Consider the following 24200-nt stretch of genomic DNA (forward strand, 5'->3'; position numbering starts at 1 on the left):
AGGACTTGGGTTACTATCATACCGTATTAACCGTGGCATAATGATCAAAGCGTTAATGTTCTTTTAGGGCGCAAGATCCAGAACCAGTCTGACAGACAAATAAATAACCAGCATTGCAAGCGCTAAATGGATCGTAAACAGCACGGGATTCTGCATCGCTGCATCGATCAGGGTTTTATGTTTACCTTCCCGTTTCAGGCGAGCATATTCTTCCTGCATCCTGATCGTCCGCTCATTTTGATAGACATCCAGTAATGCACGTGCCTTCTGAAATTGACTCTCATCGTTAAGCCAAATGGCCGGCATCGACACGCCCCAGTTGCCCGCTGATGTTTCATAAAAATCAATCGCATTGTTGGCTAATAACTCGCGTACGTCATTCGCTTCATCGTCGGGAACGCCATTGAGTCGGAATAAAATTTTTGCCATGAATGATCTTTGGTTATGTTATTTTCTATTAGGAAAAAGGTTGAATCATCAATTTCATCAAGAGATGCTAACTTTGCATTCAATCCATTGTCAAGTTATGAGAAATGATAAAGTCACAAAATTAATTAGTTACAGGTAAATTTGAGCCAATGAAAAAAACCATATTAATCACCGGATGCTCAAGCGGGATCGGCTACTGTGTCGCCAAGGCCTTGCATGCGCGAGGCTATCGCGTGTTTGCTACAGCCAGGCGGCGGGAAAGCGTTGAAAAACTCTTGGCCGAAGGTTTAGAGAGTTTCCACCTGAATTTAACCGATTCAAATTCGATTCATTTTGCATTTGAGGAAGCCATGCGCCGCACCAATGGTGAATTGTACGCATTGTTTAACAATGGCGCATACGGGTTACCGGGCGCGGTGGAAGATCTGAATCGTGATGCTTTGCGTGCGCAATTTGAAACCAACGTGTTTGGCTGGCAGGAATTGACCAATCTGGCGATACCGGTGATGCGCCGGCAGGGTTACGGCCGAATTATCCAGAATAGCTCGGTACTGGGCTTCGTTGCCCTGCCTTTCCGGGGTGCTTACAATGCGTCAAAATATGCGATTGAAGGATTAAGCGATACACTGCGACTGGAATTACGCGGCAGTAATATTTATGTCAGTCTGATTGAGCCGGGGCCGATTGCCAGCCAGTTTCGCATGAATGCAGTCAAGGCGTTGGCAAAATATATCGACGTTGACAGCAGCTTTCACCGTGAAAAATATCAAGGGGTGTTGACGCGCTTAAACAAGCCAGGACCCGCCGTTCCCTTTACTTTACCGCCCGAAGCGGTGCTTGAACGGGTAATCCATGCGCTGGAAGCCGCCAAGCCTCAACCCCGTTACTATGTGACATTCCCGACTTATCTGTTTGGTGTACTCAAACGAATTTTAAGCACGCGTATGCTGGATGTGTTACTTGCCAAATCTGGAAACAATAATTAACCAAGCCTATCAACTAATCGTTAACAAGCCTTGCAAAGTGAATAATCAAACTAGGGATAGGCTGTGGAAGTGGCGCATGTTTGCAGAATTTTCCAGGCAATGTCAGCAAAATACCGATCGCCTTTCAGCGTTGCATTCACTGTCGTATCATCGATCTTCTTTAGCATTAAGGCAAATGCATATGCGGATTCACTGTCCGTATTTCTGTGTGCATAGGGCAAGGTTTCTGTAGCCGCTGTCGCATAAATAAGCACAGCATCCGGATTGCTAGGAGCATAAGTCGCAACCATATTACGCAGGTACCGTGTATCCAATGCATCAATTTCTGAAGCGTCGATATCAGAATACCTGCGATTTCTGAATTGCAAGGTGCGCATGAACGACCTGCCATCCGATTGTAGTTTGTTAATGACACAGTCCGCCAGTACCGCATGTTCTCCTGCGAGCGTTTCTTCATACCATTGCGGTTTTTCTTTAGAGTCGATGAGATGTGCGCAAGCTGATAGGAAGGATACTGTGAACAATACAAGCAATACTTTCATCACATAACGCTCCTCGCAAATTTAAATCAATATCGCCCGGATGGGTTATGTGATCCTTATTTTCTCATGCATTAACAGAGGTTTGTTGAGAAACCATCTGCGTGCCGCTGCTGCGATGTTAAAAACAGGATCAAAATGCTCGTTTATCACGCACAAACCGCGCTTTGTCACCAGTTTTTGCCTGGGATAGGCTGCCTCGAAAACGTTTTTTAATGACCTGTAAACGATTTTGAGAAACCCATTAAAACCTATCCACCAAAATAAACATATGGTTTCATGGGTTCGTCGGATTCATTAAAACGCTTTTGTTCTTCTTTATCGAGCTTTTTATCCCACCAGATATTTCGTGCCTCTAATCGTTTGGATTCGAGTTGCGGATTTTTTTCAAGTAGTTCACGCATAAACTTCGTGTGCTCAGATTCGTAGCTATAATCCATCATTCAACCTATTCTTGAGTACTGTAAAAAGCAAACTTTAGCACAGACACCATTGACTATATAGCCCCCGGGTTAATTAACAACGCCGAAGTAAATCTAAATTTCCAAGTGAATTGGATAGCAGTCATTATATTTTCGTAATTTGATCACCATTTCAGAAAACGGCAAGCCATATATTGCTTCCAGCTTCTTGGCCCGGGTTTTAAGTGTTTTCCAGGCTACTTTTCCCGGGCTATGTTTAAATGCAAACACAATTAAATTGCCTCGTATATCGGCCATCATGGCAACAATATGCCCCTGGAAACTATCACTGATTCGCTGTATATAGGTATCGAGGTGTTTATCCCGACTCAGCAGATTCACTACCAACATGCCGTTTTTGCACAAAGCCGCACGTACATGGTCATAAAATTCCTGACTGCACAGCGTATCAATCTGGCAATCGTCATCGAAACCATCGACCATTAAAATATCCGTGCTGAGCGGGTGATCGTTGATGTATTGTGCGCCATCCGCATGGATAACTTGAAAACGCTCATCCTCCGCCGGCAATGCAAAATAATTAAAGGCCGTGCTGATCACTTGCTGATTAATTTCAACGACGGTAGTTTTAGTCTGAGGCATCTGATGATAAACAAATTTTGCCAACGAACCGCCACCCAAGCCAATCATCAAGATGCGAGAAGGCGCTGGATGAAACAATAAAAACCCCATCATGCATTGGGTATAGAGCAATTCCAGCGCATTGGGCGCAGCTATTCGCATGGCGCTTTGTATCGAATCGCCACCCAAATGCAGCAAACGCACACCTTTTTGCTCGCTGATTGCAACGCTTACATTACTGCGAGGGACTTTTTTAAAAAATCGGGTCATGCGCCAATCAAATGTGAAAATAGGGAGGATATTTGAAACGCAATACGATTAACAGGCCGTTGAAAAACTATCTGCGTTGCCGCTACGGTGTTAAAAACAAGCTCAAAATGCTCATTTATTACGCATAAACTGCGCTTAATCGCCTGTTTTTGCCTTGTATCGGCTGCCTCGAAAACGTTTTTCAACGGCCTGTTAAATCTTAAAATTGTACTTATTTACCAGGCTTGTATCTGTCAAACGAGAGAATCTTGCCGGTAGGTTCATTTTTGATGGCATTCAATATTTCTTGAGGTTCTTGTAAGGCATTCAGCAACCCTTTTTCGCCCACGACATTGTCCCACATTCTTTGAGAGATCTGTAAACAAGCGGCCATTGGGTTACTTGCTTGTTTGCGGACTTGATCTACTTGCCATTGCAAGCCTGTCATTCGCTGTTTCAGGTGCAATGGCGCTTGCGCTATCAAGTCATTGATCAACTGTTGGCGCATGGCCTCAAATTTCTCCGGATCTTGCTGCGCCATCTGAGACCATACATCAAAGTCAAAATCAGATATGTTGCTCTCTTTATCCATATTATGACTTATCCAAAACTTCCCGCACCGGAATACGCCAGATGAAGAAGACTAGGATACTGCCAATCGTAATCAGCATCATCTTTTGCCATAACTCAGGCACGATCAAAATTGAACTACTGAATGACAATGCTATCAACATATAAACCCATCGTTTGACATTGCCGGGAATGCTGCGATACATGCGCCATTCTAAAATAATCGGACCAGTTATCCGGTTTTCCAATAACTTACGATGAAAATGCTCCGAGCCACGTGCAAAACAAGCAGCCGCCAAGAGTATAAACGGCGTTGTTGGTAATATCGGCAGAACCGCGCCCAGCACACCCAGAAATAATGCCAGAAAACCAGCGCCCAGATACATAGCACGCACAATCGGTGAATCGTGCAAGCATAATAGATCGGCTGACTGCCGATCCAGCGCTTGCTGTTTTTCTTGCTGGGTCTCAGATTGCTCAGATGATGGCATTAAGTAATTTTAATAGATTAAATAGTCATAAATTACAGATTAGTATAGATACTTAAATGCTCTCGATCAATCCGCTCATGCGCAGACATTGAAGCGATATGTACTGATGACTAACTGCGCTTAGCGGTTATAATATCCGAGAGTTGATTGTTAGCAAGCCGTTGAAAAAACATTTGAGTCTGTCTTTAGCACCATAGCGGCAACGCAGATAGTTTTTCAGCAGCCTGTTAGAATGAACCGATTTTAATTTTTTCTCTAGAGGATGCTATGTCTAATATAAAAAACCTACTCCATTTAAGTATCATTCTATTAGCCTTGATCATGTTGCCCCAGGCAGCATTTGCCTACAAAGAACATGCAGCGACTGATGGTCCGCAGTTTCAGAAAATTGATGCCAAGGTAGGCAGCGGAGAAGAGGCCGAAGTAGGAAAAACCGTGAATGTTCACTACACCGGCTGGTTGTACGACGAAAACGCGCCGGATAAAAAAGGCAAGAAATTTGACAGCTCTCTTGATCGTAAAGAGCATTTCTCATTCATGCTGGGCGCAGGGCGCGTAATCAAAGGTTGGGATCAGGGTGTCACTGGCATGAAAGTAGGCGGGCAACGCACACTGATCATCCCACCATCCATGGCGTATGGCGCACGCGGCGCAGGCAATATTATTCCGCCGAATGCAACTTTGATTTTTGATGTTGAATTGGTCAGCCTCAAAGCAGGCTCGCACTATTAACAGTGCCGTTAAATAGATTGCTTTTTTGTAGTTCTTGAATAACGCAATCTGCCTATCGGAAGACTAATTACCCAGTATCATATGATTATGATGTTCTAGCATCCCATTAACCTGATGTAGACAATAAAAGGGCGCTACTATGACTTCGACCGTACAGCCACGTGTTACCCGATATAAACGACTAAGTATCAGTCTCGGCATAGTAGTCGCTCTGATTGCGCTGTTGGTGGCGCTGAGTTACTTCTGGTTACCCGGTTATGCAAAATCTCAACTTGAGACGCGCTTGTCAGAGCTGTTGCAACGTCCTGTCAGCGTGGCATCCATTGAAATCAAGCTGCATACGCTTGAGCTGATCATACAAGGGTTTCGGATCGATGAAAAAGCGGATGCCCGTGAAGAATCTGCAACGCTTTTTGCATTCGGCAAACTGCATGTCGATCTCAGTATTGAATCGCTTAAGCACCGCGCACCGGTAATCACATCAGTCTCGCTAGTGGAGCCCAAGCTGCATTTGGTACGAGAAGCGGAAAACCAATTTAATATTTCCGATCTGCTGGAAAAATTCAGTCAACCGGCAGATGAAAAGGACGAAGATCCTGGTGATGCGCAATTCTCCATCAGCAATATCACGATCCAAGGTGGTCATTTTGAGTTTGTTGATCGTCACATGAAGACCGACCATAAAATCACCGAAATCAATCTGGGCATTCCAGTCGTTGCCAACTTCAAAAGCACGCTCACCAATTGGATAGAGCCGCACTTTAGCGCAAAAATTAACGGATCGCCCTTGTCACTGGATGGTAAATTGCGCGCTTTTACTGAGAGCCAGGAAGCGACATTGACATTAAAACTAAGTGAATTTGATTTAACCGAGATCGATCGATACGCGCCCTTACCTAAAGGCATTAAGCTGTTATCAGGTCTTTACGACAGCGAACTGCTGGTCACTTTTGTCCAAGCACCTGATAAAGCGCCCGATATTACCCTGACCGGCACCACCACATTGCGGCAATTGGCAGTAAAAAACAGTGCCGTAGAGGTACCTTACCAAGCTCGTTTGAAGCAATTGGCGATTGCTCTGACGCAAGTTGATTTGACCGGCAAAAAACCATCACAAGTCAAACTGCATATCGATCAAATTGCACTAACACGCGAAGGTGAAAAAGAACCCGCATTGTCACTCGCCCAATTGGACATCGACGCAATCACGGTGAATACAACATCCCGGCAGATTGCATTGGGAGAAATTACACTGGATCGACTGAAAACCACTTTGCGTCGAGATACCAGCGGTACAATCGATTTAACCCGATTGTTCAATTCCTCAGACGAACAAGCTGAACCTAAACCGCAAGTCCAGGTGCAGACCAAAGCTAAAGCTCAGCCTAAAATCCAGGCACGCATTCCGCTGCCAGCCAGAAAACCTGCTTACCCTGCCACTGAAATCAAGATAGCTGAAAAACAAACGGAACCAACGAAACCGCGCGAGCCCCAACGCGTGAACAAGGAAAAGCCATCCAGCCCGGATGCACCTTGGACTACGCAAATCAAGCGCATAAAACTCAAAGCAGCTAAGCTGCAATATGAAGATCTGACGCTGACGAAAGCTGCGCCGATGGTGGTGGATCCGTTGGATCTGGCCGTCGATAATATTGACCTCAGCGGTGTCAAACCGTTGAATCTGGCACTACAAGCACAAGTCAATCAGCGCGGCAAACTCAAAGTCGATGGTTCGCTGGCATGGGCACCCCTTGCCACTGATTTAACTCTGAATCTCGATTCGGTCGATGTAGTGTCGTTACAGGGCTGGGCTGGCGATAAGCTGGCTGCGATGCTGACCAGTGGTGATATTTCCTTTGACGGCAAGATCCAAGCGAATGGCGAACCATTGAAAATTGCCGTGAATGGCAATGGCAAGCTAGGAAACTTCAATGTATTCGATCCCCAAAGCGCACAGGATCTGCTGCGCTGGAAAAAACTGGATATTAGCAACCTGAACTTTGTCAATGAACCGCTGCGCGTTGATATCAAAACCATCGGTCTGAGCGATTTCTTTGCACGCGTGATGATACTGCCGGATGGCAACTTCAATCTCAAGCAAATCGTTCGGCAAGATGTTCCCTTGGAACCTCAGGCCACTGCTGCCAGCGTCGCACCTGCAACGACCCAACAACCCGTACAGGCAAAAAAAGATACGCCCGTTCATATCGATAAAATCATCCTGCAGCAAGGCAACATCAATTTCAGCGACCAATTCATCAAACCGAATTATCGTGCCAATTTGACAGGACTTGCCGGACAGATTGGCCCGCTTCATCCCGGCAAACAGGGAAAAATTGATATCCGTGGCATGGTTGCTAAAACAGCACCTCTGGAAATTCGTGGTACGACCGATCCATTCAGTTCCGAGCTGGCGCTTGATCTTGTTGCCAAGGTTAAAAATATTGACCTGCCGCCATTTAGCCCTTACTCAGTGAAATATATCGGCTATGAAATAGAAAAAGGCAAATTATCCGCGGATGTGAACTATCAGATCGACAAAGGTGTTTTATCCGGCAACAATAAAATATTTTTGGATCAATTTACGCTGGGCGAGAAAGTCGAAAGTGAAGATGCAGTATCACTACCGCTCAGCCTGGCAATTTCGATTCTCAAGAATCGCCGTGGAGAAATTGATATTCACTTGCCGATCAAGGGCTCTCTCGATGATCCTCAATTCAGTCTTTCTGATATCATTTTCACCGCACTGACAAACCTGATTACTAAAGCAATCACATCACCATTTGCATTACTGGGTTCCGTGTTGGAGGGTGGGGAGGAATTATCGGAGATTACTTTTACGCCGGGTTTTGCGGATATCGATGCCGATGCAGCAAAGCGTTTGGAAGCCCTAGCGAAAATATTAAATGACCGTCCGTCTCTCAACCTGGAAATTTCCGGCCATGTTGACCCCGCACAGGATCTTGAAGGACTCAAGGTAGCTATGCTGCAGGACAAAGTCAAAGCGCAAAAGCTTGCCGAACAAACTAAAGCAGACATCGCCAGTACCGACCTAGCGGACGTGACACTCACTCCGGAAGAATATAGCAAGTATCTTGAAGTCGCTTACAAAAAAGAAACCTTCGAAAAACCCAAAAATGCGATAGGTTTCGCTAAAAGCTTACCGAGTGCCGAAATGGAGCAACTCATACTCACCAATACGCAAGTCAACGACGATGATCTGGCGATACTGGCAGAGCGCCGCGCCAATACCGCGCTCAATTGGCTGATCGAAAACGGCAAAATTTCCGATGAACGGGTTTTTGTAGTAGGTGCGCACGAAAACAAAGAAGACGAGCAGAAGAATGGGAATCGAGCGGAATTTGTGTTGAAATGAACGTCACTATATGTAATATCTCAGATACGTTGCAAAATGTGCAGACGCTAAGGCACTCAATTAAAATCAGTTCTTTTGTGACCGATTGGATAATGCCTGCCCGAATGCACCATCTGTCTAAATTTAATTAGATATCCCTAGGATTCTTATGTTGCGCACCGCTTTTCTAACAGTTCTTTCTGGTGTGATTACTTATGTTCTCGGTCAATTAATTGTAAAGTTGCTAATTGATCCGGTTCAGGAAATGAACAAAACCATAGGTCAGATAGCTCACTCGCTAATCGAGTATGCGAATGTGATTGCCAACCCGGGAATTTCTAGCAAAGAGGTCATGCACCAAGCGTCACAACACCTGCGCTAGCTATCATCGCCGCTACAAGCGCATCTTTTCTTATTCCTGATATGACAAAACCGCGAAAGCCTTCCATCTGCCTACCAAAGTAAAAATTCTGGCAGCATCCAGTTCGTTGATAGCTCTATCAAATAGTGTTTTTAGCACAAACGACGGCATCCATAAGCAAAATGCAAAACGAGTCGAGAACGTGTATGACTCATTGGGGACTTATTTATCTGAGGATAACCGATGGTCCAAAGAGAATCCATAGCTAACCACTAGACTCAATCCAGAGTATAAACTTGCACTAATTATTCCGCACCCTCTATAATCGCATCCTGAAATCACATCTTTTTTAGCGAACGCTGCAAAAAGGTTTCACGTGAAACATCTCTGGTAAGAATCCTTTCTGCTATCAAGAAATTTAGTTATTCCAGTAACATCTGAGGCTTAAACGCTATGGGCAATCATACAGAATTCGAAATCATCGTCGTGGGCGGCGGGCATGCCGGGACTGAAGCGGCGCTGGCGGCGGCGCGTATGGGGCATAAGACGCTGTTGTTGACGCACAATATCGAAACGATTGGACAGATGTCGTGCAATCCGTCGATCGGCGGTATCGGGAAAAGTCATCTGGTCAAGGAAATCGATGCATTGGGCGGTGCGATGGGATTGGCTACCGATGAGGCCGGCATTCAGTTTCGCGTTCTCAATTCGAGCAAGGGTCCTGCCGTCAGAGCGACGCGCGCGCAAGCGGATCGAGTGCTGTATCGGCAAGCCATCCGTAAACGCATCGAAAACCAGCCAAATTTGCAGGTGATGCAGCAGGGCGTCGATGATTTGATTATCGAACAAGATCGGGTGATTGGCGTCATCACGCAACTCAATATAAAAATCTATGCACGTGCAGTGATATTGACCGTCGGTACATTCCTGGCGGGGTTGGCGCATATCGGGAAAACCAATTTCAAGGCCGGGCGGGCGGGCGATCCGCCATCGCTGACACTGGCGCAGCGATTGCGCGACATGGAGTTTCCGGCAGGGCGGTTAAAAACCGGCACACCGCCACGCATCGATGGCCGCAGCATGAATTACGCCAAACTGCAGGAGCAGCCCGGCGATCAACCGATCCCGGTGTTTTCGTTCGTGGGTGAAGGCATTCAGCATCCTGCACAAATCTCCTGTTGGATCACCAGCACCAACGAGTTAACGCATGACATCATTCGCAGTGGTTTGGTCGATTCACCGTTGTACACCGGAAAAATTGAAGGCGTTGGCCCTCGTTATTGTCCTTCGATCGAAGATAAAGTGGTGCGTTTTTCCGCGCGGGAATCGCACCAGATTTTTCTCGAGCCGGAGGGGCTCGGCACGCATGAAATCTATCCTAACGGCATATCGACCAGCTTGTCGTTTGAAGTACAGGTCAAGTTGATCCATTCCATCGCAGGCCTTGAGAATGCTCATATCACGCGGCCTGGCTACGCGATCGAATATGATTATTTTGATCCGCGTAATTTGAAACGCTCGCTTGAAACCAAGACCGTCGAAAATTTGTTTTTTGCCGGACAAATCAACGGCACCACCGGTTACGAAGAAGCCGCCGCACAAGGCTTATTGGCAGGTATCAATGCCGCGCTGAAAATTCAGGAAAAAGATGAGTGGTTGCCGCAAAGGAACGAGGCTTATTTAGGGGTTCTCGTCGATGATCTGGTGACCTCCGGCGTGACCGAACCGTATCGCATGTTTACCAGCCGCGCAGAATATCGCTTGCAATTGCGTGAAGACAACGCCGATTTACGCTTGACTGCAATCGGTAGAAAACTTGGTTTGATCGATGATCAACGCTGGGCTGTTTTCACCGCTAAGCAGGAAGCCATCGAGGAAGAGCAGCAACGACTCGATTCAGTGCGACTGTTTCCGAATACTTTGCCGGAACATGAAGCCGTTCGCGTGCTGGGTAAAGGCATTGAGCGGGAATATACGCTAACCGAGTTGCTGCGGCGCCCTGATGTCACTTATGCCACACTGATGACATTACCCGGCGCTGGTATACCGGTAACCCATGCACAAGTGGCTGAACAGGTTGAAATACAGGCGAAGTATCACGGCTACATTCAACGTCAGCAAGAGGAAGTGTCACGCCAGTCACAATATGAAAATACCTTGTTGCCCAAAGATATCGACTATTGCATGGTGAAAGGGCTGTCCAACGAAGTGCAGCAAAAGCTCAATCAGCACAAACCGGAAACCATCGGTCAGGCATCCAGGATTTCCGGTGTGACGCCCGCTGCTATCTCACTATTGCTGGTGCATTTGAAGCGCGGGTTTGGGGTGAATGACAATAAACAGCGCGCATGAGCCTGTTACAAGAGATTACGCAGGGCTTAGAAGCGCTGGATTATGATTTTGGTGCGCAGGAAAAACTGCTTCCCGGATTGATCGAGCGCTATGTATTGCTCATTGAGAAGTGGAACAAAATACATAACCTGACCGCAATCCGCAACCCGCACGACATGCTCTATCAACATATCATGGACAGTCTGGCCGTGCTGCCTTATATTGGTGGTCCGCAAATCATCGATGTTGGCAGTGGCGCGGGGTTGCCGGGTATTCCGATTGCACTGGCAAGGCCGGATTGGCAAGTGTCGCTGGTTGAAAGCAATCAGAAAAAAGCGGCGTTTTTACAGCAGGTCAAAATTGAACTGGCGCTGCACAACGTTGATGTCATGGCGCAGCGTATTGAGGATATCCGCGCGGATAAAACAGTGGATACCGTTATTACGCGCGCCTTTTCCGAGTTGGGTGAATTCATGGCGTTAACCCGGCAGTGGGCTACGAAAGAAAATGCCGATTGCCGCTGGGTTGCGATGAAAGCGAATTGCTCCGACAACGAGCGCAAGCAAGTACGTAATCCCTTTTTTATTGAGAAGATCGTGACACTAACCGTACCCGGATTGGATGCAGATCGGCAATTGATCATTACGAAGAACGCCATACAGGGTGCCCAAATGCAGGAGCTAAGCCCATGACCAAAATTCTAGCCATCACCAATCAAAAAGGCGGGGTTGGCAAAACCACCACCAGCGTCAACCTGGCCGCAAGCTTGGCGGTATCGGGAAAACGCGTGTTATTGGTCGATCTTGATCCGCAAGCCAACGCCACGATGGGCAGCGGCACTAACAAACAAACCGTTAAAACCACGGTGTATCATGTCCTGCTGGGCGACGCTGCGATCCAGGCAGCGCGCGTAACCAGCACACAAGGCAAGTATGATTTGATCCCCGCCAACCGGGATTTGGCCGGTGCCGAAGTGGAAATGGTCGATTTTTCGCAGCGGGAAACGCGCCTTAAATCTGCGCTCGAAACGATCGAACACGACTATGATTATATTCTGATCGATTGCCCGCCTGCATTAAATCTATTGACACTCAACGGCTTATGCGCTGCACATGCAGTAATGATCCCAATGCAATGCGAATATTATGCATTGGAGGGACTGAGCGATCTGGTCAACACCATTAAGCGTGTGCGCACCAATTTTAATCCCGTGCTGAGGATTGAGGGCCTGCTGCGTACCATGTTCGATCCGCGCAGTATCCTGGCGCAGCAGGTTTCTGAGCAATTACAGAAACACTTTGGCGATAAAGTCTATCGCACCGTGATTCCACGCAATGTACGCCTGGCGGAAGCGCCCGGCTTCGGTCTGCCGGTTCTGTATCATGATGAGCAATCAAAAGGCGCGCAAGCCTATCTTGAGCTTGCCAGAGAAATACTGAATGCCTGAGTTATCAATGACCTGGATACGTAAAATTAAGGAATCGACACGATGGTAAAACAAAAAGGACTGGGAAGAGGCTTGGATGCGTTATTGTCTGGCGATGACAGCGCTGCTATTGCGGAGGAATCATTGCAAAGCCTTGAAATCTCGAGACTACAGCCCGGTAAATACCAGCCCAGAACCAATATGGATCAGGTAGCTTTGGCAGAGTTGGCGGAATCCATCAAGGCGCAAGGCGTCATGCAGCCGATTCTGGTGCGTCCCATCAATGCGGATCAGTATGAAATCATCGCCGGAGAACGCAGATGGCGCGCAGCGCAACTGGCCGGGCTCGCCGAAGTACCCGCGCTGATACGCAAAGTCGCTGATGAATCGGCGCTCGCCATGTCGCTGATCGAAAATATCCAACGTGAAAACTTGAATCCGCTGGAAGAAGCCATGGGTATCCAGCGTCTGATCAATGAGTTTGGCATGACGCACCAAACGGCAGGGGAAGCGCTGGGCAATTCACGCAGCACCATTTCCAATTTGCTGCGCCTGCTTAATTTGTCTACGCCGGTGCAGGATTTGATGATGCAAGGTAAAATTGATATGGGACATGGACGTGCCCTGCTGACACTGGCACCTGCGCAACAAATTAAAATTGCCAACGTGATCGTGCAAAGGCAGCTTTCGGTACGCGAGACGGAAAAACTCGTCAACCAGATCGAACACCCAGTGCCTAAAAAGGTGAGAAAAACCGACAGAGATTTAATGCGATTGCAGGAAGATGTATCGGAGCGGCTTGGCGCGCAGGTTGCCATCAAGCCAAAGAAAAACGGCCAGGGTAATATTGTGATTCACTATACCAGTCTGGATCAGTTGGATGATATTCTTGGTAAATTGTAGATAGGCTATCAATATCCCATCGACGTCAATTGGATTGAATAAGGAAAATTATGGATGCAAGATTGTTAGATATTCTGGTGTGCCCTTTGTGTAAAGGACCTCTTATTTACAAAAAAGAAAACAAGGAATTGATTTGCAAACCCGATCGACTGGCATTTGCGATCAAAGACGGAATTCCCGTCATGCTTGCAGAAGAAGCGCGCAGAATACCCGATGCCGTTGAAATTAAATAACACCGAAAACACGATGAATACAGGTATTCAATTAGAACCCCGAGTGGCGACTGTTCTAGGCGCACTGATCGCGGATTCCGCTGCATTGGGACTGCACTGGCTGTATGACCCCGCGCGCGTTGCACAGATCGAAAAAACCAAAGGGCTGGTTTTTCTGCCATCGGATGCCAATGATTATGTAGAAACCAAAGGCTATTTCGCGCATGGCGGCAAAACAGCGGGCGACTCATCCGGATATGGCGAGTTATGCCTGTTGATGTTGCGGCATTTTGCCCAGCACGCCCAATTTGATCGTGTTGCGTACCAGACAGAATATCGAGGTTATTTTGGCCCAGGTGGATCGTACGTCGGTTATGTCGACTCCCCTACCCGCTTAACATTACAAACACTGCTACCGCTCAAACCGGAAGAATTCCCGGAAAACTCGGGTGCTGATGACGACCAATTTGCCGCGCTGGCAACATTGCCGGCTGTGGTAGCGGCGCATACCGGGTCGCAAGACGCACTGAAAACTGAAATCGAACGCATTGTGCGCATCACCAACAATAATGACACCGCAGTTGCAGCGGCGCAGTATGCCGGTTGCGTTTTGTTTGAAGTGTTGAACGGAAAATCCATTATTCAGGCACTCACTGCTGCATTGCCGCACGCCGGGGAGAAACTGAAGCCGCTGGTGGAAGAAGCCATGCAAACGAAAACACTCGATAGCGCTGCGATCGCCAAGCGCTTCGGCACTGCATGCCATGTATTGGAGGGACTGCCGATCATCGTACATATCGCGCAGCACGCACCCAATTATCGCACTGCCATCGAAGAAAATATCCGCATCGGCGGTGATAGTTGCGGACGCAGCATCATGCTCGGCGCCATTATGGCGGCTTACGCGACGCAACAAGCTAAGCACGTTTCTTCCATTCCACTTGAATGGGTTGCTCGTTACCGCAAGCTGTCAATCGCAGCAGATGCTTGTGAGCGGCTTTCGCGTCAGTAGATAAATTCCCGCAGAATGGATATAATTCGCTGAATAATGAGTCTTTAAAAAGACCAGCAGAAAACCATTCATTCTAACCATTCACCTCATCAAGATTACCTGCGTTGCTAGTCCACGATACACAGAATGCCTTAATTCCATGCCTGCTACTGAGTGCAGATCAGGTGAAATGACATTAAAAATACAAACCACTCATCCGGCATGTTCGTCTATTAGCCCTATTGATTACTTAAAAAATTTATTAATTCTGGAGGAAACATGAGTCACACGCTATATGAAACCACTATTCAGCGGGTACAACGTTGCGAATTGGCAGTTCCAGGTTCTAATCCGGGAATGTTTGAGAAAGCATTGAATAGCGGCGTAGATTTTGTTTTTCTCGATTTGGAAGATGCAGTTGCGCCTGATGACAAAATCCAGGCACGTAAAAATGTCATCCAAGCACTCAACGATCTGGATTGGAAAGGCCACGGCATCACGGTTTCGGTGCGTATCAACGGGCTCGATACCCAATATATGGTGCGCGATGTGGTTGATCTGGTAGAACAGGCCGGACATAAGATCGATACGCTGCTGATCCCGAAAGCCGGGGTGTATGCGGATATATACATGGTGCAAGCGATGGTGACCCAGCTCGAAATGCAGCAAGGCCTGAAAAACCGCATCGGTCTGGAAGCGCTGATCGAAACCGCGCTGGGCATGGCCAATGTCGAGGATATTGCGCGCAACGGCGCATCAGGACGGCTGGAAGCCTTGCATTTCGGTGTTGCCGATTATGCCGCCAGTAACCGCGCCAGAACCACCAATATCGGTGGCTTGAATCCCGATTATCCTGGCGATCAATGGCATTTTGCCATCAGCCGCATGATCGTGGCTTGTCGTGCGTACGGCTTGCGTCCGATTGACGGTCCTTTTGGCGACATCAAGGATCCCGACGGTTACGTGCTAGCGGCTAAACGCGCCGCCGCGTTGGGATGTGAAGGAAAATGGGCGATTCATCCAACGCAAATAGAACTGGCCAATGAGGTATTCACACCGCCCGCACGTGAAATTGAGAAAGCAAAACGTATTCTGGCGGCACTTAAAGAGGCTGCTGCGCAAGGTAAAGGTGCCGCTGCGCTGGATGGTCGTTTAATCGACGCAGCTTCTGAAAGAATGGCTAATAATGTGGTAAAAGTAGCTGAAGCTATTGCAGCAAAAAACTAGTCAACAGATAAGGCCGCGGTAAGCGGCCTTTATCTTTATGGCTGTTTAAGTTGAAATTATAAAACTATCGAATTGAATTTAATGCAATTGTTGAGGAAATTGAATTGAATATTCACGAATATCAAGCAAAAGAAATCCTGGCTGGATACGGCGTAAAAATTGCTGATGGCGGCTTGGCCTACAGCGTGGTGGAAGCCGTGCAACGCGCCAGGGAGATTGATGGCGATGTATGGGTGGTGAAAGCACAGATCCATTCCGGTGCGCGCGGTAAAGCGGGTGGCATCAAGGTGTGCAGAACGCACGTTGAAGTCGAGAAAGCCGCCGAAGAGTTACTCGGCAAAAAGCTGGTAACGCATCAAACTGGCCCTGCCGGAAAAATCTGTTCCAGGTTATACATTGAGGCCGGCACCAATATCGCCAAGGAAATGTATCTGTCATTCATGCTCGACCGCAGCAGCGAACGGATCATCATGATCGGTTCTGCGCAGGGCGGCATGGAAATCGAGAAGCTGGCTGTGACCAATCCGGAAGCCATTATCAAGATTTATATCGAACCGGCAGTGGGATTGCAGGATTTTCAGGCGAGAAAAATGGCGTTTGCGTTGAATATCGACCCCGCACAATTGAATCACGCGGTCAAAACCATTAAGGGTTGTTATCGTGCATTGCGCGACCTGGATGCCAATATCCTGGAAATCAATCCGCTCGTGCTAACCGCCAACAACGAAATCATGGCGCTCGACGCCAAGATGATATTTGACGAGAATGCCCTGTTCCGCCGTCATAAAATTGCGGAACTGCGCGACAATACACAGGTGGATAGCCGTGAAGTCGCAGCCGCAGAAGCAGGTTTAAGTTATGTCGGACTGGATGGCGATATCGGCTGCATGATTAATGGCGCCGGTCTGGCAATGGCGACGATGGACATGATCAAACTGGCCGGTGGTGAGCCCGCCAACTTTCTCGATGTCGGCGGCGGCGCTTCAGCCGAACGTACCGAAAAGGCTTTCCGGCTGGTGCTGGCCGATGCCAATGTCAAAGCGATGCTGGTTAATATCTTCGCCGGTATTAACCGCTGCGACTGGATTGCGGAAGGTGTTGTGCAGGCCGTCAGGAACATCGATATGAAGCTGCCATTGGTGGTGCGCTTGTCGGGCACCAACGTCGAAGAAGGTCGCCGCATTATTGCGAACAGTGGTCTACCGATCATCACAGCCGATACGCTAGCGGATGCCGCGGAAAAAGTGGTTCGCGCGCGTAACGAAGTCGTCGTACAAAAAGCCTAGGAGTATAAAGTGGCGATATTAATCAACGAAAAAACACGAATTATTGTTCAAGGGTTTACCGGAAGAATTGGCACCTTTCATGCACAGGAAATGATCGATTACGGTTCCAATGTAGTGGGCGGCGTAACGCCAGGCAAGGGCGGGCAAACACATCTGGGACTACCGGTATTCAATACCGTCAAAGAAGCGGTTAAGCAAGTTGGCGCGGAAGCCAGCATTGTCTTTGTACCGCCGGCATTTGCTGCGGATTCGATCATGGAAGCTGCTGATGCAGGCATCAAATATTGCGTATCCATCACCGATGGTATACCGACGCAAGACATGATGACGGTGAAGAATTTCCTGCGCCGCTTCCACAAGGAAGAACGCATGCTGCTGACCGGACCCAACTGCGCCGGCACCATTAGCCCAGGTCGTGCCATGCTGGGGATCATGCCCGGACATATCTATATCCGCGGCAATGTCGGTGTAGTCGGCCGCTCCGGCACGTTGGGTTATGAAGCCGCTGATCAAATGCGGTTATTGGGCATCGGTATTTCGACTTCTGTCGGTATCGGCGGTGACCCGATTCCCGGCAGTTCACATCGGGACATTCTGGAAAGATTGGAACAAGATCCTGAAACTAAAGTGGCGCTGATGATCGGTGAGATTGGCGGCCCGCAGGAAGTGGAAGCCGGTAAATTCGCTAAAGAACACATGACCAAACCGCTGGTTGCCTATATTGCCGGTTTGACCGCACCGGAAGGACGGCGCATGGGACATGCGGGGGCGATCATTTCATCCGCCGGAGAAAGTGCAGCAGAGAAAGTGGCGTTATTGAAAGAGCTCGGTGTTACGATTTGTCCGACACCATCGCTGATGGGACAAACCGTTGCGGAAGTTCTGGCTAAAATGTAGTCAAGCCATAAAGTCGCGCAATATCATACACACTTAAATCTTATCCCATCGATTCACTGCCGGGTGACCGAGAAATTCTTGCGCGACTTGTTCACGGCACCTGGCAGCGATCCCTTGCTGAATATATTCCGACACAGTCTTTCCGGAATTAGTGCTTCAGGAAGTTTTTATTTCCATCGGCTGGAAGTAATTTCTAACGGAGAGACACGTTGCTTTGCAAGATAAGTAAAAGATGCGTCGTCTCACCGTTAATATCGAGCATCAGCAGCTCCGGGTCAATGATCGGAAACACACCCAGTTTCAACTCAATTGGTTATTGCGCTGACGAGGGAGGTTGTGCAGGAGTTTTGATCATGGGACGATCCTTTGTGATAAATCGCTGGAGAATTCGGTATAGCTGTTCGGGATCAAAAGGTTTAGCCAAGAAAGCATCCATTCCCACTTGGATAAATTTTTGCTGATCATGTTCCATCACATTGGCTGTCAGAGCGATAATGGGAATATCGGTCAGATGCAGATCGTGGCGAATTTGTTGGGCTGCCTCCAATCCATCCATGACGGGCATTTGTATGTCCATAAAAATTAGATCGAATGCACGTTCGGGTGCTTTGAGTCGATCCAGACATTCAACGCCGTTTTGCGCGAGACTCACTGTAATGCTCCAATTGCTTAGCAACTCAACTATCAGCGTTTGGTTGAATTCGTTATCTTCGGCAACAAGAATATGCGCACCGGCGAATTGCTTTTGTGCATCTTTGAAAATCTGATCTTGATCGATATTATCCACTGCTTTTTTTCTGAAAAACGCAGTGACTGCATCAACGAGGGTTAGTGCGGTAAAAGGCCTGATTAAGATACTGATCATTCTAGTATCCTTGATGTCTTTCGCAAACAGGGAGTCCATATGGTTAGTAATCCATATCGTTTTGGGTTGGCGATGAACAGGCAGAGTTACTTCGATGCCATGCATAACCTCGAGAGAGCCGGAATTGAGGGTGTGCGCAGTCAGCAACAGCAAGTCAAAGGGCATGAGATCCGGGTCCGTGAGCTTTTGGATGGCTTGAGCGCTGCTTTCCATCGCAACAGCATCCCACCCCAGAGACCGCACAATCTCTAAGAGCACCTGACGTGTAATCGCATTATCGTCAATGATCATGATCTTCAGTGACTGCAAATCATGAGGAATCATTACCCAAGGTTGCTCGTCGTGATCTGCCGTGTGCAGCTTAACGGAACCATGGAACTTGCTGCCTTTACCATACTCGCTTTCCACTAAAATAGTGCCATGCATTTGTTGGACCAGTCGGTAGGAAATGGATAGACCTAAACCGGTACCGCCGAAACGTCGTGTAATGGAAGAATCCGCTTGTGAGAACGCTCTGAAAAGATTTCCCATTTGCTCAGTGGTCATGCCAATACCACTATCAGCCACGCTGAAGACAAGTGTGATGATTCCAGTCTGATCGGTTTTTTCAACCGCTATACGAATAATAACTTCACCATGATCCGTGAATTTAATCGCATTGTTGGTCAGATTGACAAATATCTGACCCAATCTGACTGGATCGCCCATAAAGTGCCGAGGGACGTTGGGTTCGACGTAAAGCAGCACATCAATGGCTTTGTCTTTTGCCGCGATCGAAGCAAGTACCGCCAGATTTTCTAAAATGCTGTTCAAATCAAAAGGAATACTTTCCAATTCAAGTTTGTTCGCTTCAATTTTAGAGTAATCCAGAATGTCATTGATAACGCCCAATAAAATATTCGAAGCGCCTTCGATATTACTTAGATACATGCTTTGACGTGCATCGAGAGAAGTTTCTCTCAATAAATAAGCCATGCCTAATATAGCATTCATGGGGGTGCGGATTTCATGCGACATCATGGCGAGAAACCGGGTTTTAGCGATGCTGGCAGTCTCGGCCTGTTGCCGTGCTTCTATCAGCATTGCTTCACGTTCCTTGCGATCAGTAATGTCTTGATGTGTTCCAAACATCATTAAAGGCCGGCCATCTTCGGTCCAGCTCGATACTTTGCCACGACCCAGCCCCCAAACCCAATGCCCTGCTTTGTGACGCAGGCGAGCTTCGCAATCGTAATAGGGAATTTTTCCGGCAAAGTGATCTTTGATGAGCGCCTCGGATCGCGGCAAATCTTCCGGATGAGCAAACCTGAGCCATGTTTCCGCTGTGGTAGGAGAAAGCTCAGCACGTGTATAGCCGATCATTTCCGCCCAGCGTTCGTTGATTGTAACTTCACCGGTTTGCACATTCCATTCCCAGGTACCGGTATGGGTGCCTTCAATAATATTGGATAAGCGCAAACGCTGAAATTCCATCTCCTGATCGCGCAGTTTTCGATTGGTAATATCGCGTGACGACGCATAGATAAATTTCTTGCCAGAAACTTCTATCCCTTTTGCGTTAATTTCGACATCAAGAATGCTGCCATCCTTGCGTCGATGGCGTGTTTCGAAAATATACGGTGATTTTGTAAATTCTCGCAACATACGCGCGATCTTTTCTTTTGGAATCTTCGCATCCCAGTCCAGCACATTTAATCGCGTGGTTTCTTCGTTGCTATAGCCGAGCATTTGTGCGAATGAGCGGCTAAAATGCAGGATATTCCCACTTTCATCCAGAATATGTACGCCGTCGCTGGCCAGATTCAGCAAGATTTCAAATTTCAGCGATACATCCTTTAATTCCGAAATATCGGTTGCATAACCATTCCATATGATACTTCCATCGTGCTGTTTGGCTGGTTTGGATTGCGCATGTATCCACCGGGTTTCTTTTTGTTCAGTAACAATGCGGAACTCAAAATACCAGTCATTTAATGTATCTGCAGATTCCCGAATCGACAAGCGCAAAATTTCAGAGTCCTCGGGATGAATCATAGACAATATTGGAGAAGCATCTGTTGCTACCGCCTCGGGCGCTATGCCAAGGATCTTGATCATGCCTTTACTGGCAAAAGGAACACAGCTGTGTCCATCAGGAAAAAGCTGAAACTGATAGATGAAGCCGGGAATATTATTTGATAAATCTTCGAGAAATTTATGATTCTCAATGAGCTGCGTTTCCAGATTTTTACGGACAGTGGCATCAAATAATGTGACCCGATGGTTTTGAGTAAATGCCGGGGATTCCAGTGAAGCAGTCGTTGCAATGACGCTGCGCTGAGAACCGTCCTTGCACCGAATAATAAGACCAAACGGCTCGAAATCAGTTTTTTCTCTGGCAGCTTTTTCCAGATTCCTGTCCCATGTTGTTGCCACCCATTGGCGATATTCGCTGTCCGGATAGGCCTGACACCGCCAATCAGCCAATGTTGGAATATCTGCAATCGTATAGCCAAATAATTGTGTAAATGCTTTGTTCAGATACGTGATGTTTCGATGTTCATCATGAACGGCCGTGGGGACAGGGGATGAATTAATAATCGCATAAAACTTCGCTTCATTTTTCCGCAGATCGGTCTCGATCTGATTGCGTTCAACAAATAGCACACTGACAAACTGTGCCGTGAGTGTAATACCCAGAATAAAAATATTCATCTCAATGATGTTCGGATGGCCATTCAGTACAAAGGGCCCCCATCCGTGCAATGTCTCATACAAAGACAAAAAGGTGATTCCGCTACAAATCAGGGACACAATGGCAAGTCCGCCTTTTATCGCAATCCATGTCAAGAGTAACGCATAGATCACCATCGTCAGAGCAATGCTGCTAAAACCAAAATTGCCGAAAATCGACCAAGTGGCTGGCATAATCAGCGCAATCGGCACCATTGCATCGCGCATCGACTGCACCATACGCCTGCTGCGATTAGGTAAAGAAAATAGTACCAGCAACAGCGGTGTGACCAGAATTTGTCCCATGCAGTTGCCGAACCACCAATAGATCCAGGCCTGGAGGTAACTTGGCGATTCTTGGATAATGCTGAAAAATACCAGCGCTAAAGTCCCGAAAGTAGCGCTGAAGGGCTGCAGAATTAAGAAAATCATCACGAACAGACGACCTAGATCGCGCACCTTGTCCAAAGCAGGATCCAGTTTCCAGCGCCTAAACAAGACTACCCCGAGCAGTGCCTCAATGCTGTTAACGGCAGAGATGATCAGCGATGGCAACAATTCAAGCCCTATGCTCAAAGCAAGCGCTAATTGCCCCAGGAAAATGCCCGGCCAAACCCTCGATCCCAGCAAAATAATAGCGGCCAGCGCGACACCTTCAGCCATGAAAAAGACCGGGGTAATAATAGAGTATGAGAATATGGTGAGAAGGCTGATGTAACCGAAGGTAAAGTACAAAGCAGCCAATATCAGCAGCTGAAATAAATAATGCCAATATGAGTCTGGCCGATCGTTACTTATCATGTGATAACTAAAAATATTTTTGATTGAGAAGGCCGCTGCAGTAAGTTTGATTTCGATCGCGTGACAATCGCCATGCGAATTATCAGTACCGCTAAGAAAAATTTAGCATATCTCACTTAACTTTGCTAAACAACAAGTTCTCGATCAACTATGCGGTAATGTCGGCCAGCAACCTGTTAAGATGAGGATCAATTCCCGCATCGGCACAAAAATATCAATAATCCTGATAGCCGCCGCTGCATCGAGGCGAAAATAGCATGTTATGGAACCAACGATTCGTGCTTGCTATCTGATTAACAGGCCGTTGAAAAACGTTTTCGAGGCAGTCGATACAAGGCAAAAACAGGCGAGAAAGCGCAGTTTATGCGTAATAAATGAGCATTTTGAGCTTGTTTTTAACACCGTAGCGGCAACGCAGATAGTTTTTCAGCGGCCTGTTAAACGGGCAGCCCGATCGTTGCAAGATAACAATTTTTCTATGAACTTCCGCTGCACATTAAAAATGACTTGGATGAACTATGTTTTATCTAATACTCGTGATTACAATTACGGTACTGATTGTGGGGCCGTCTTACTGGGTCAAGCATACGCTTGCGAAATACAGTCATCCCGAAGATCGCTATCCGGGCACCGGCGGTGAGCTGGCGCGTATTTTATTGGATTGGGCTAACTTGCAAGCTGTCAAGGTGGAGGTGACGGAGCACGGCGATCATTATGATCCAATCGAGAAAGCGGTACGCCTGACAGCGGACAAATTTAACGGTAAGTCGCTGACGGCAATCACGGTGGCGGCACATGAGGTAGGACATGCCATACAAGATCGGGATGGTTATTTGCCATTAAAATTACGCACACGTCTGGTAGCAATTGCTGCACCGACGGAGAAATTGGGTGCGGCCATTTTAATGATCGCACCCGTCATTACGATCATTACCAAAGCGCCGAGTGCGGGCGCACTATTTTTGCTTGGCGGTCTGTTGACACTGGGGGCTGCAACCGTTGTGCATTTGGTTACACTGCCGATGGAACTGCATGCGAGTTTTGCGCGCGCTTTGCCCATGCTGGAGCAAGGTAAGTATCTGATTCAGGGAGACGAACCGCACGCCCGTAAAATTCTGCGCGCAGCAGCTTGGACCTATGTCTCCGCTTCACTCATGACATTACTCAATATTGGCCGATGGTGGGCAATTCTGCGGCGTTAGCTATTTTGAATGGGTAAAATCCGGTATTTATGATACGTGTGGTCTTGACCCTGTAATATAAGCAACTTACCATGTGCTATTTAATGGTTACAGTCTATTTACTCACAAGTAAAATGATCATGATCAGCAATTTTTTAAGCTAAAGGACGAATATGATGATTTCAGTTAGGCAACACAAGGCAAAAGCCGTACGTGGATTTACACTACTTGAATTGCTCGTTGTCATGGTTATCATTGGTTTACTGGCTGCTTATGTTGGGCCGAAATACTTTTCGCAAGTCGGTAAATCAGAAATCAAAATGGCGCAAGCGCAAATCGATTCGTTGGAAAAAGCACTACATCAATATCGCTTGGATGTGGGAGGTTACCCAGCCACCGAGCAGGGATTAGCCGCACTGGTAGCACGTCCCAATAATGAAGCAAGATGGCAGGGACCTTATCTTGCAAAAATGCCGCCATCCGATCCGTGGGGTCGTCCTTACATCTATAAATATCCTGGTGAGCGTTCAGAATTTGACTTGCTCTCATATGGCAAAGATGGGCAACCGGGCGGTGAGGGCGAAGCCGCCGATATTACGAACTGGTAGGCGCG

The 24200-nt window shown here is 47.5% G+C and carries 22 protein-coding genes; 15 read left to right on the forward strand and 7 right to left on the reverse strand.

What is annotated here, in order from left to right; genetic code table 11:
• Positions 1-63 precede the first annotated feature (63 nt).
• Positions 64-429, reverse strand: coding sequence for a DUF6164 family protein (locus tag C8R34_RS04960; protein WP_110338413.1), 366 nt, complete (start codon positions 427-429; stop codon positions 64-66).
• Positions 430-578: 149 nt separating this feature from the next.
• Between C8R34_RS04960 and C8R34_RS04965 the strand changes: the two genes are divergently transcribed.
• The gene (locus C8R34_RS04965) at positions 579-1415 is read left to right on the forward strand and encodes an SDR family oxidoreductase (protein WP_110338415.1); all 837 of its coding nucleotides are present in this window, start codon (positions 579-581) and stop codon (positions 1413-1415) included.
• A 50-nt stretch (positions 1416-1465) separates the two neighbouring features.
• Here C8R34_RS04965 and C8R34_RS04970 read toward each other — a convergent pair whose 3' ends face one another.
• From C8R34_RS04970 to C8R34_RS04990, 5 genes are all read right to left on the reverse strand, one after another.
• Positions 1466-1957, reverse strand: a complete 492-nt coding sequence (locus tag C8R34_RS04970; protein WP_110338417.1) for a hypothetical protein — start codon at positions 1955-1957, stop codon at positions 1466-1468.
• A gap of 248 nt (positions 1958-2205) precedes the next feature.
• Positions 2206-2397, reverse strand: a complete 192-nt coding sequence (locus C8R34_RS04975) for a DUF3460 family protein (RefSeq protein ID WP_375342116.1) — start codon at positions 2395-2397, stop codon at positions 2206-2208.
• Between the two features lie 93 nt (positions 2398-2490).
• On the reverse strand, positions 2491-3267 hold the full coding sequence (locus C8R34_RS04980) for a polyamine aminopropyltransferase (protein ID WP_110338419.1): 777 nt from the start codon (positions 3265-3267) through the stop codon (positions 2491-2493).
• 211 nt (positions 3268-3478) lie between these two features.
• Entirely contained in the window at positions 3479-3838 is a 360-nt protein-coding gene (locus C8R34_RS04985) for a DUF3135 domain-containing protein (RefSeq protein WP_110338421.1), read from the reverse strand.
• A 1-nt stretch (position 3839) separates the two neighbouring features.
• Positions 3840-4307 carry a YbaN family protein gene (locus tag C8R34_RS04990; protein WP_110338423.1) on the reverse strand — a complete coding sequence of 156 codons (468 nt, stop codon included), beginning with the start codon at positions 4305-4307 and terminating at the stop codon, positions 3840-3842.
• A gap of 267 nt (positions 4308-4574) precedes the next feature.
• On the opposite strand from C8R34_RS04990, the gene C8R34_RS04995 reads away from it, so the two are divergent.
• From C8R34_RS04995 to sucD, 12 genes are all read left to right on the forward strand, one after another.
• Complete coding sequence (locus C8R34_RS04995) at positions 4575-5039, forward strand: FKBP-type peptidyl-prolyl cis-trans isomerase (protein ID WP_110338425.1); 465 nt, start codon at positions 4575-4577, stop codon at positions 5037-5039.
• A gap of 139 nt (positions 5040-5178) precedes the next feature.
• On the forward strand, positions 5179-8415 hold the full coding sequence (locus tag C8R34_RS05000) for a DUF748 domain-containing protein (RefSeq protein ID WP_110338427.1): 3237 nt from the start codon (positions 5179-5181) through the stop codon (positions 8413-8415).
• A 148-nt stretch (positions 8416-8563) separates the two neighbouring features.
• On the forward strand, positions 8564-8776 hold the full coding sequence (locus C8R34_RS05005) for a hypothetical protein (protein ID WP_110338429.1): 213 nt from the start codon (positions 8564-8566) through the stop codon (positions 8774-8776).
• Positions 8777-9208: 432 nt separating this feature from the next.
• The gene (gene mnmG, locus C8R34_RS05010; protein WP_110338431.1) at positions 9209-11107 is read left to right on the forward strand and encodes a tRNA uridine-5-carboxymethylaminomethyl(34) synthesis enzyme MnmG; all 1899 of its coding nucleotides are present in this window, start codon (positions 9209-9211) and stop codon (positions 11105-11107) included.
• A complete protein-coding gene (rsmG, locus tag C8R34_RS05015; protein ID WP_110338433.1) occupies positions 11104-11778 on the forward strand; it encodes a 16S rRNA (guanine(527)-N(7))-methyltransferase RsmG in 675 nt (224 codons plus the stop codon). The genes mnmG and rsmG overlap by 4 nt, the downstream gene beginning before the upstream one ends.
• On the forward strand, positions 11775-12533 hold the full coding sequence (locus C8R34_RS05020) for a ParA family protein (RefSeq protein WP_110338435.1): 759 nt from the start codon (positions 11775-11777) through the stop codon (positions 12531-12533). Before rsmG ends, C8R34_RS05020 begins: the two co-directional genes overlap by 4 nt.
• Before the next feature lie 42 nt (positions 12534-12575).
• Positions 12576-13415, forward strand: coding sequence for a ParB/RepB/Spo0J family partition protein (locus C8R34_RS05025; protein WP_110338437.1), 840 nt, complete (start codon positions 12576-12578; stop codon positions 13413-13415).
• Positions 13416-13465: 50 nt separating this feature from the next.
• Entirely contained in the window at positions 13466-13648 is a 183-nt protein-coding gene (locus C8R34_RS05030; RefSeq protein ID WP_110338439.1) for a Trm112 family protein, read from the forward strand.
• Positions 13649-13661: 13 nt separating this feature from the next.
• A complete protein-coding gene (locus tag C8R34_RS05035) occupies positions 13662-14639 on the forward strand; it encodes an ADP-ribosylglycohydrolase family protein (RefSeq protein WP_110338441.1) in 978 nt (325 codons plus the stop codon).
• A 258-nt stretch (positions 14640-14897) separates the two neighbouring features.
• On the forward strand, positions 14898-15845 hold the full coding sequence (locus C8R34_RS05040) for a CoA ester lyase (protein WP_110338443.1): 948 nt from the start codon (positions 14898-14900) through the stop codon (positions 15843-15845).
• A 104-nt stretch (positions 15846-15949) separates the two neighbouring features.
• A complete protein-coding gene (locus C8R34_RS05045; RefSeq protein WP_110338445.1) occupies positions 15950-17131 on the forward strand; it encodes a malate--CoA ligase subunit beta in 1182 nt (393 codons plus the stop codon).
• Between the two features lie 9 nt (positions 17132-17140).
• Positions 17141-18028 carry a succinate--CoA ligase subunit alpha gene (sucD, locus tag C8R34_RS05050; RefSeq protein WP_110338447.1) on the forward strand — a complete coding sequence of 296 codons (888 nt, stop codon included), beginning with the start codon at positions 17141-17143 and terminating at the stop codon, positions 18026-18028.
• A gap of 313 nt (positions 18029-18341) precedes the next feature.
• On the opposite strand, the gene C8R34_RS05055 is transcribed toward sucD, so the two are convergent.
• On the reverse strand, positions 18342-22406 hold the full coding sequence (locus C8R34_RS05055) for a PAS domain S-box protein (protein ID WP_110338449.1): 4065 nt from the start codon (positions 22404-22406) through the stop codon (positions 18342-18344).
• A gap of 518 nt (positions 22407-22924) precedes the next feature.
• On the opposite strand from C8R34_RS05055, the gene C8R34_RS05060 reads away from it, so the two are divergent.
• Together C8R34_RS05060 and gspG are read left to right on the forward strand one after the other, a co-directional pair.
• Positions 22925-23608, forward strand: a complete 684-nt coding sequence (locus C8R34_RS05060; RefSeq protein WP_110338451.1) for a zinc metallopeptidase — start codon at positions 22925-22927, stop codon at positions 23606-23608.
• A 152-nt stretch (positions 23609-23760) separates the two neighbouring features.
• The gene (gspG, locus tag C8R34_RS05065) at positions 23761-24195 is read left to right on the forward strand and encodes a type II secretion system major pseudopilin GspG (RefSeq protein ID WP_110338453.1); all 435 of its coding nucleotides are present in this window, start codon (positions 23761-23763) and stop codon (positions 24193-24195) included.
• Positions 24196-24200 lie beyond the last annotated feature (5 nt).

This window comes from Nitrosomonas sp. Nm84 (assembly GCF_003201565.1).
GTDB lineage: Bacteria > Pseudomonadota > Gammaproteobacteria > Burkholderiales > Nitrosomonadaceae > Nitrosomonas.

Excerpts from the sequence above, each read along its gene's own strand:
- C8R34_RS05060 (WP_110338451.1), top strand. The coding sequence starts at position 22,925 with ATGTTTTATCTAATACTCGTGATTACAATTACGGTACTGATTGTGGGG.
- C8R34_RS04965 (WP_110338415.1), top strand. The coding sequence starts at position 579 with ATGAAAAAAACCATATTAATCACCGGATGCTCAAGCGGGATCGGCTAC.
- gspG (WP_110338453.1), top strand. The coding sequence starts at position 23,761 with ATGATGATTTCAGTTAGGCAACACAAGGCAAAAGCCGTACGTGGATTT.
- mnmG (WP_110338431.1), top strand. The coding sequence starts at position 9,209 with ATGGGCAATCATACAGAATTCGAAATCATCGTCGTGGGCGGCGGGCAT.
- C8R34_RS05020 (WP_110338435.1), top strand. The coding sequence starts at position 11,775 with ATGACCAAAATTCTAGCCATCACCAATCAAAAAGGCGGGGTTGGCAAA.
- C8R34_RS05035 (WP_110338441.1), top strand. The coding sequence starts at position 13,662 with ATGAATACAGGTATTCAATTAGAACCCCGAGTGGCGACTGTTCTAGGC.
- C8R34_RS05000 (WP_110338427.1), top strand. The coding sequence starts at position 5,179 with ATGACTTCGACCGTACAGCCACGTGTTACCCGATATAAACGACTAAGT.
- C8R34_RS04960 (WP_110338413.1), bottom strand. The coding sequence starts at position 429 with ATGGCAAAAATTTTATTCCGACTCAATGGCGTTCCCGACGATGAAGCG.
- C8R34_RS04995 (WP_110338425.1), top strand. The coding sequence starts at position 4,575 with ATGTCTAATATAAAAAACCTACTCCATTTAAGTATCATTCTATTAGCC.
- C8R34_RS05030 (WP_110338439.1), top strand. The coding sequence starts at position 13,466 with ATGGATGCAAGATTGTTAGATATTCTGGTGTGCCCTTTGTGTAAAGGA.
- C8R34_RS05040 (WP_110338443.1), top strand. The coding sequence starts at position 14,898 with ATGAGTCACACGCTATATGAAACCACTATTCAGCGGGTACAACGTTGC.
- C8R34_RS04990 (WP_110338423.1), bottom strand. The coding sequence starts at position 4,307 with ATGCCATCATCTGAGCAATCTGAGACCCAGCAAGAAAAACAGCAAGCG.
- C8R34_RS04970 (WP_110338417.1), bottom strand. The coding sequence starts at position 1,957 with ATGAAAGTATTGCTTGTATTGTTCACAGTATCCTTCCTATCAGCTTGC.
- C8R34_RS04980 (WP_110338419.1), bottom strand. The coding sequence starts at position 3,267 with ATGACCCGATTTTTTAAAAAAGTCCCTCGCAGTAATGTAAGCGTTGCA.
- rsmG (WP_110338433.1), top strand. The coding sequence starts at position 11,104 with ATGAGCCTGTTACAAGAGATTACGCAGGGCTTAGAAGCGCTGGATTAT.
- C8R34_RS05025 (WP_110338437.1), top strand. The coding sequence starts at position 12,576 with ATGGTAAAACAAAAAGGACTGGGAAGAGGCTTGGATGCGTTATTGTCT.
- C8R34_RS04985 (WP_110338421.1), bottom strand. The coding sequence starts at position 3,838 with ATGGATAAAGAGAGCAACATATCTGATTTTGACTTTGATGTATGGTCT.
- C8R34_RS05005 (WP_110338429.1), top strand. The coding sequence starts at position 8,564 with ATGTTGCGCACCGCTTTTCTAACAGTTCTTTCTGGTGTGATTACTTAT.
- C8R34_RS05055 (WP_110338449.1), bottom strand. The coding sequence starts at position 22,406 with ATGATAAGTAACGATCGGCCAGACTCATATTGGCATTATTTATTTCAG.
- C8R34_RS04975 (WP_375342116.1), bottom strand. The coding sequence starts at position 2,397 with ATGATGGATTATAGCTACGAATCTGAGCACACGAAGTTTATGCGTGAA.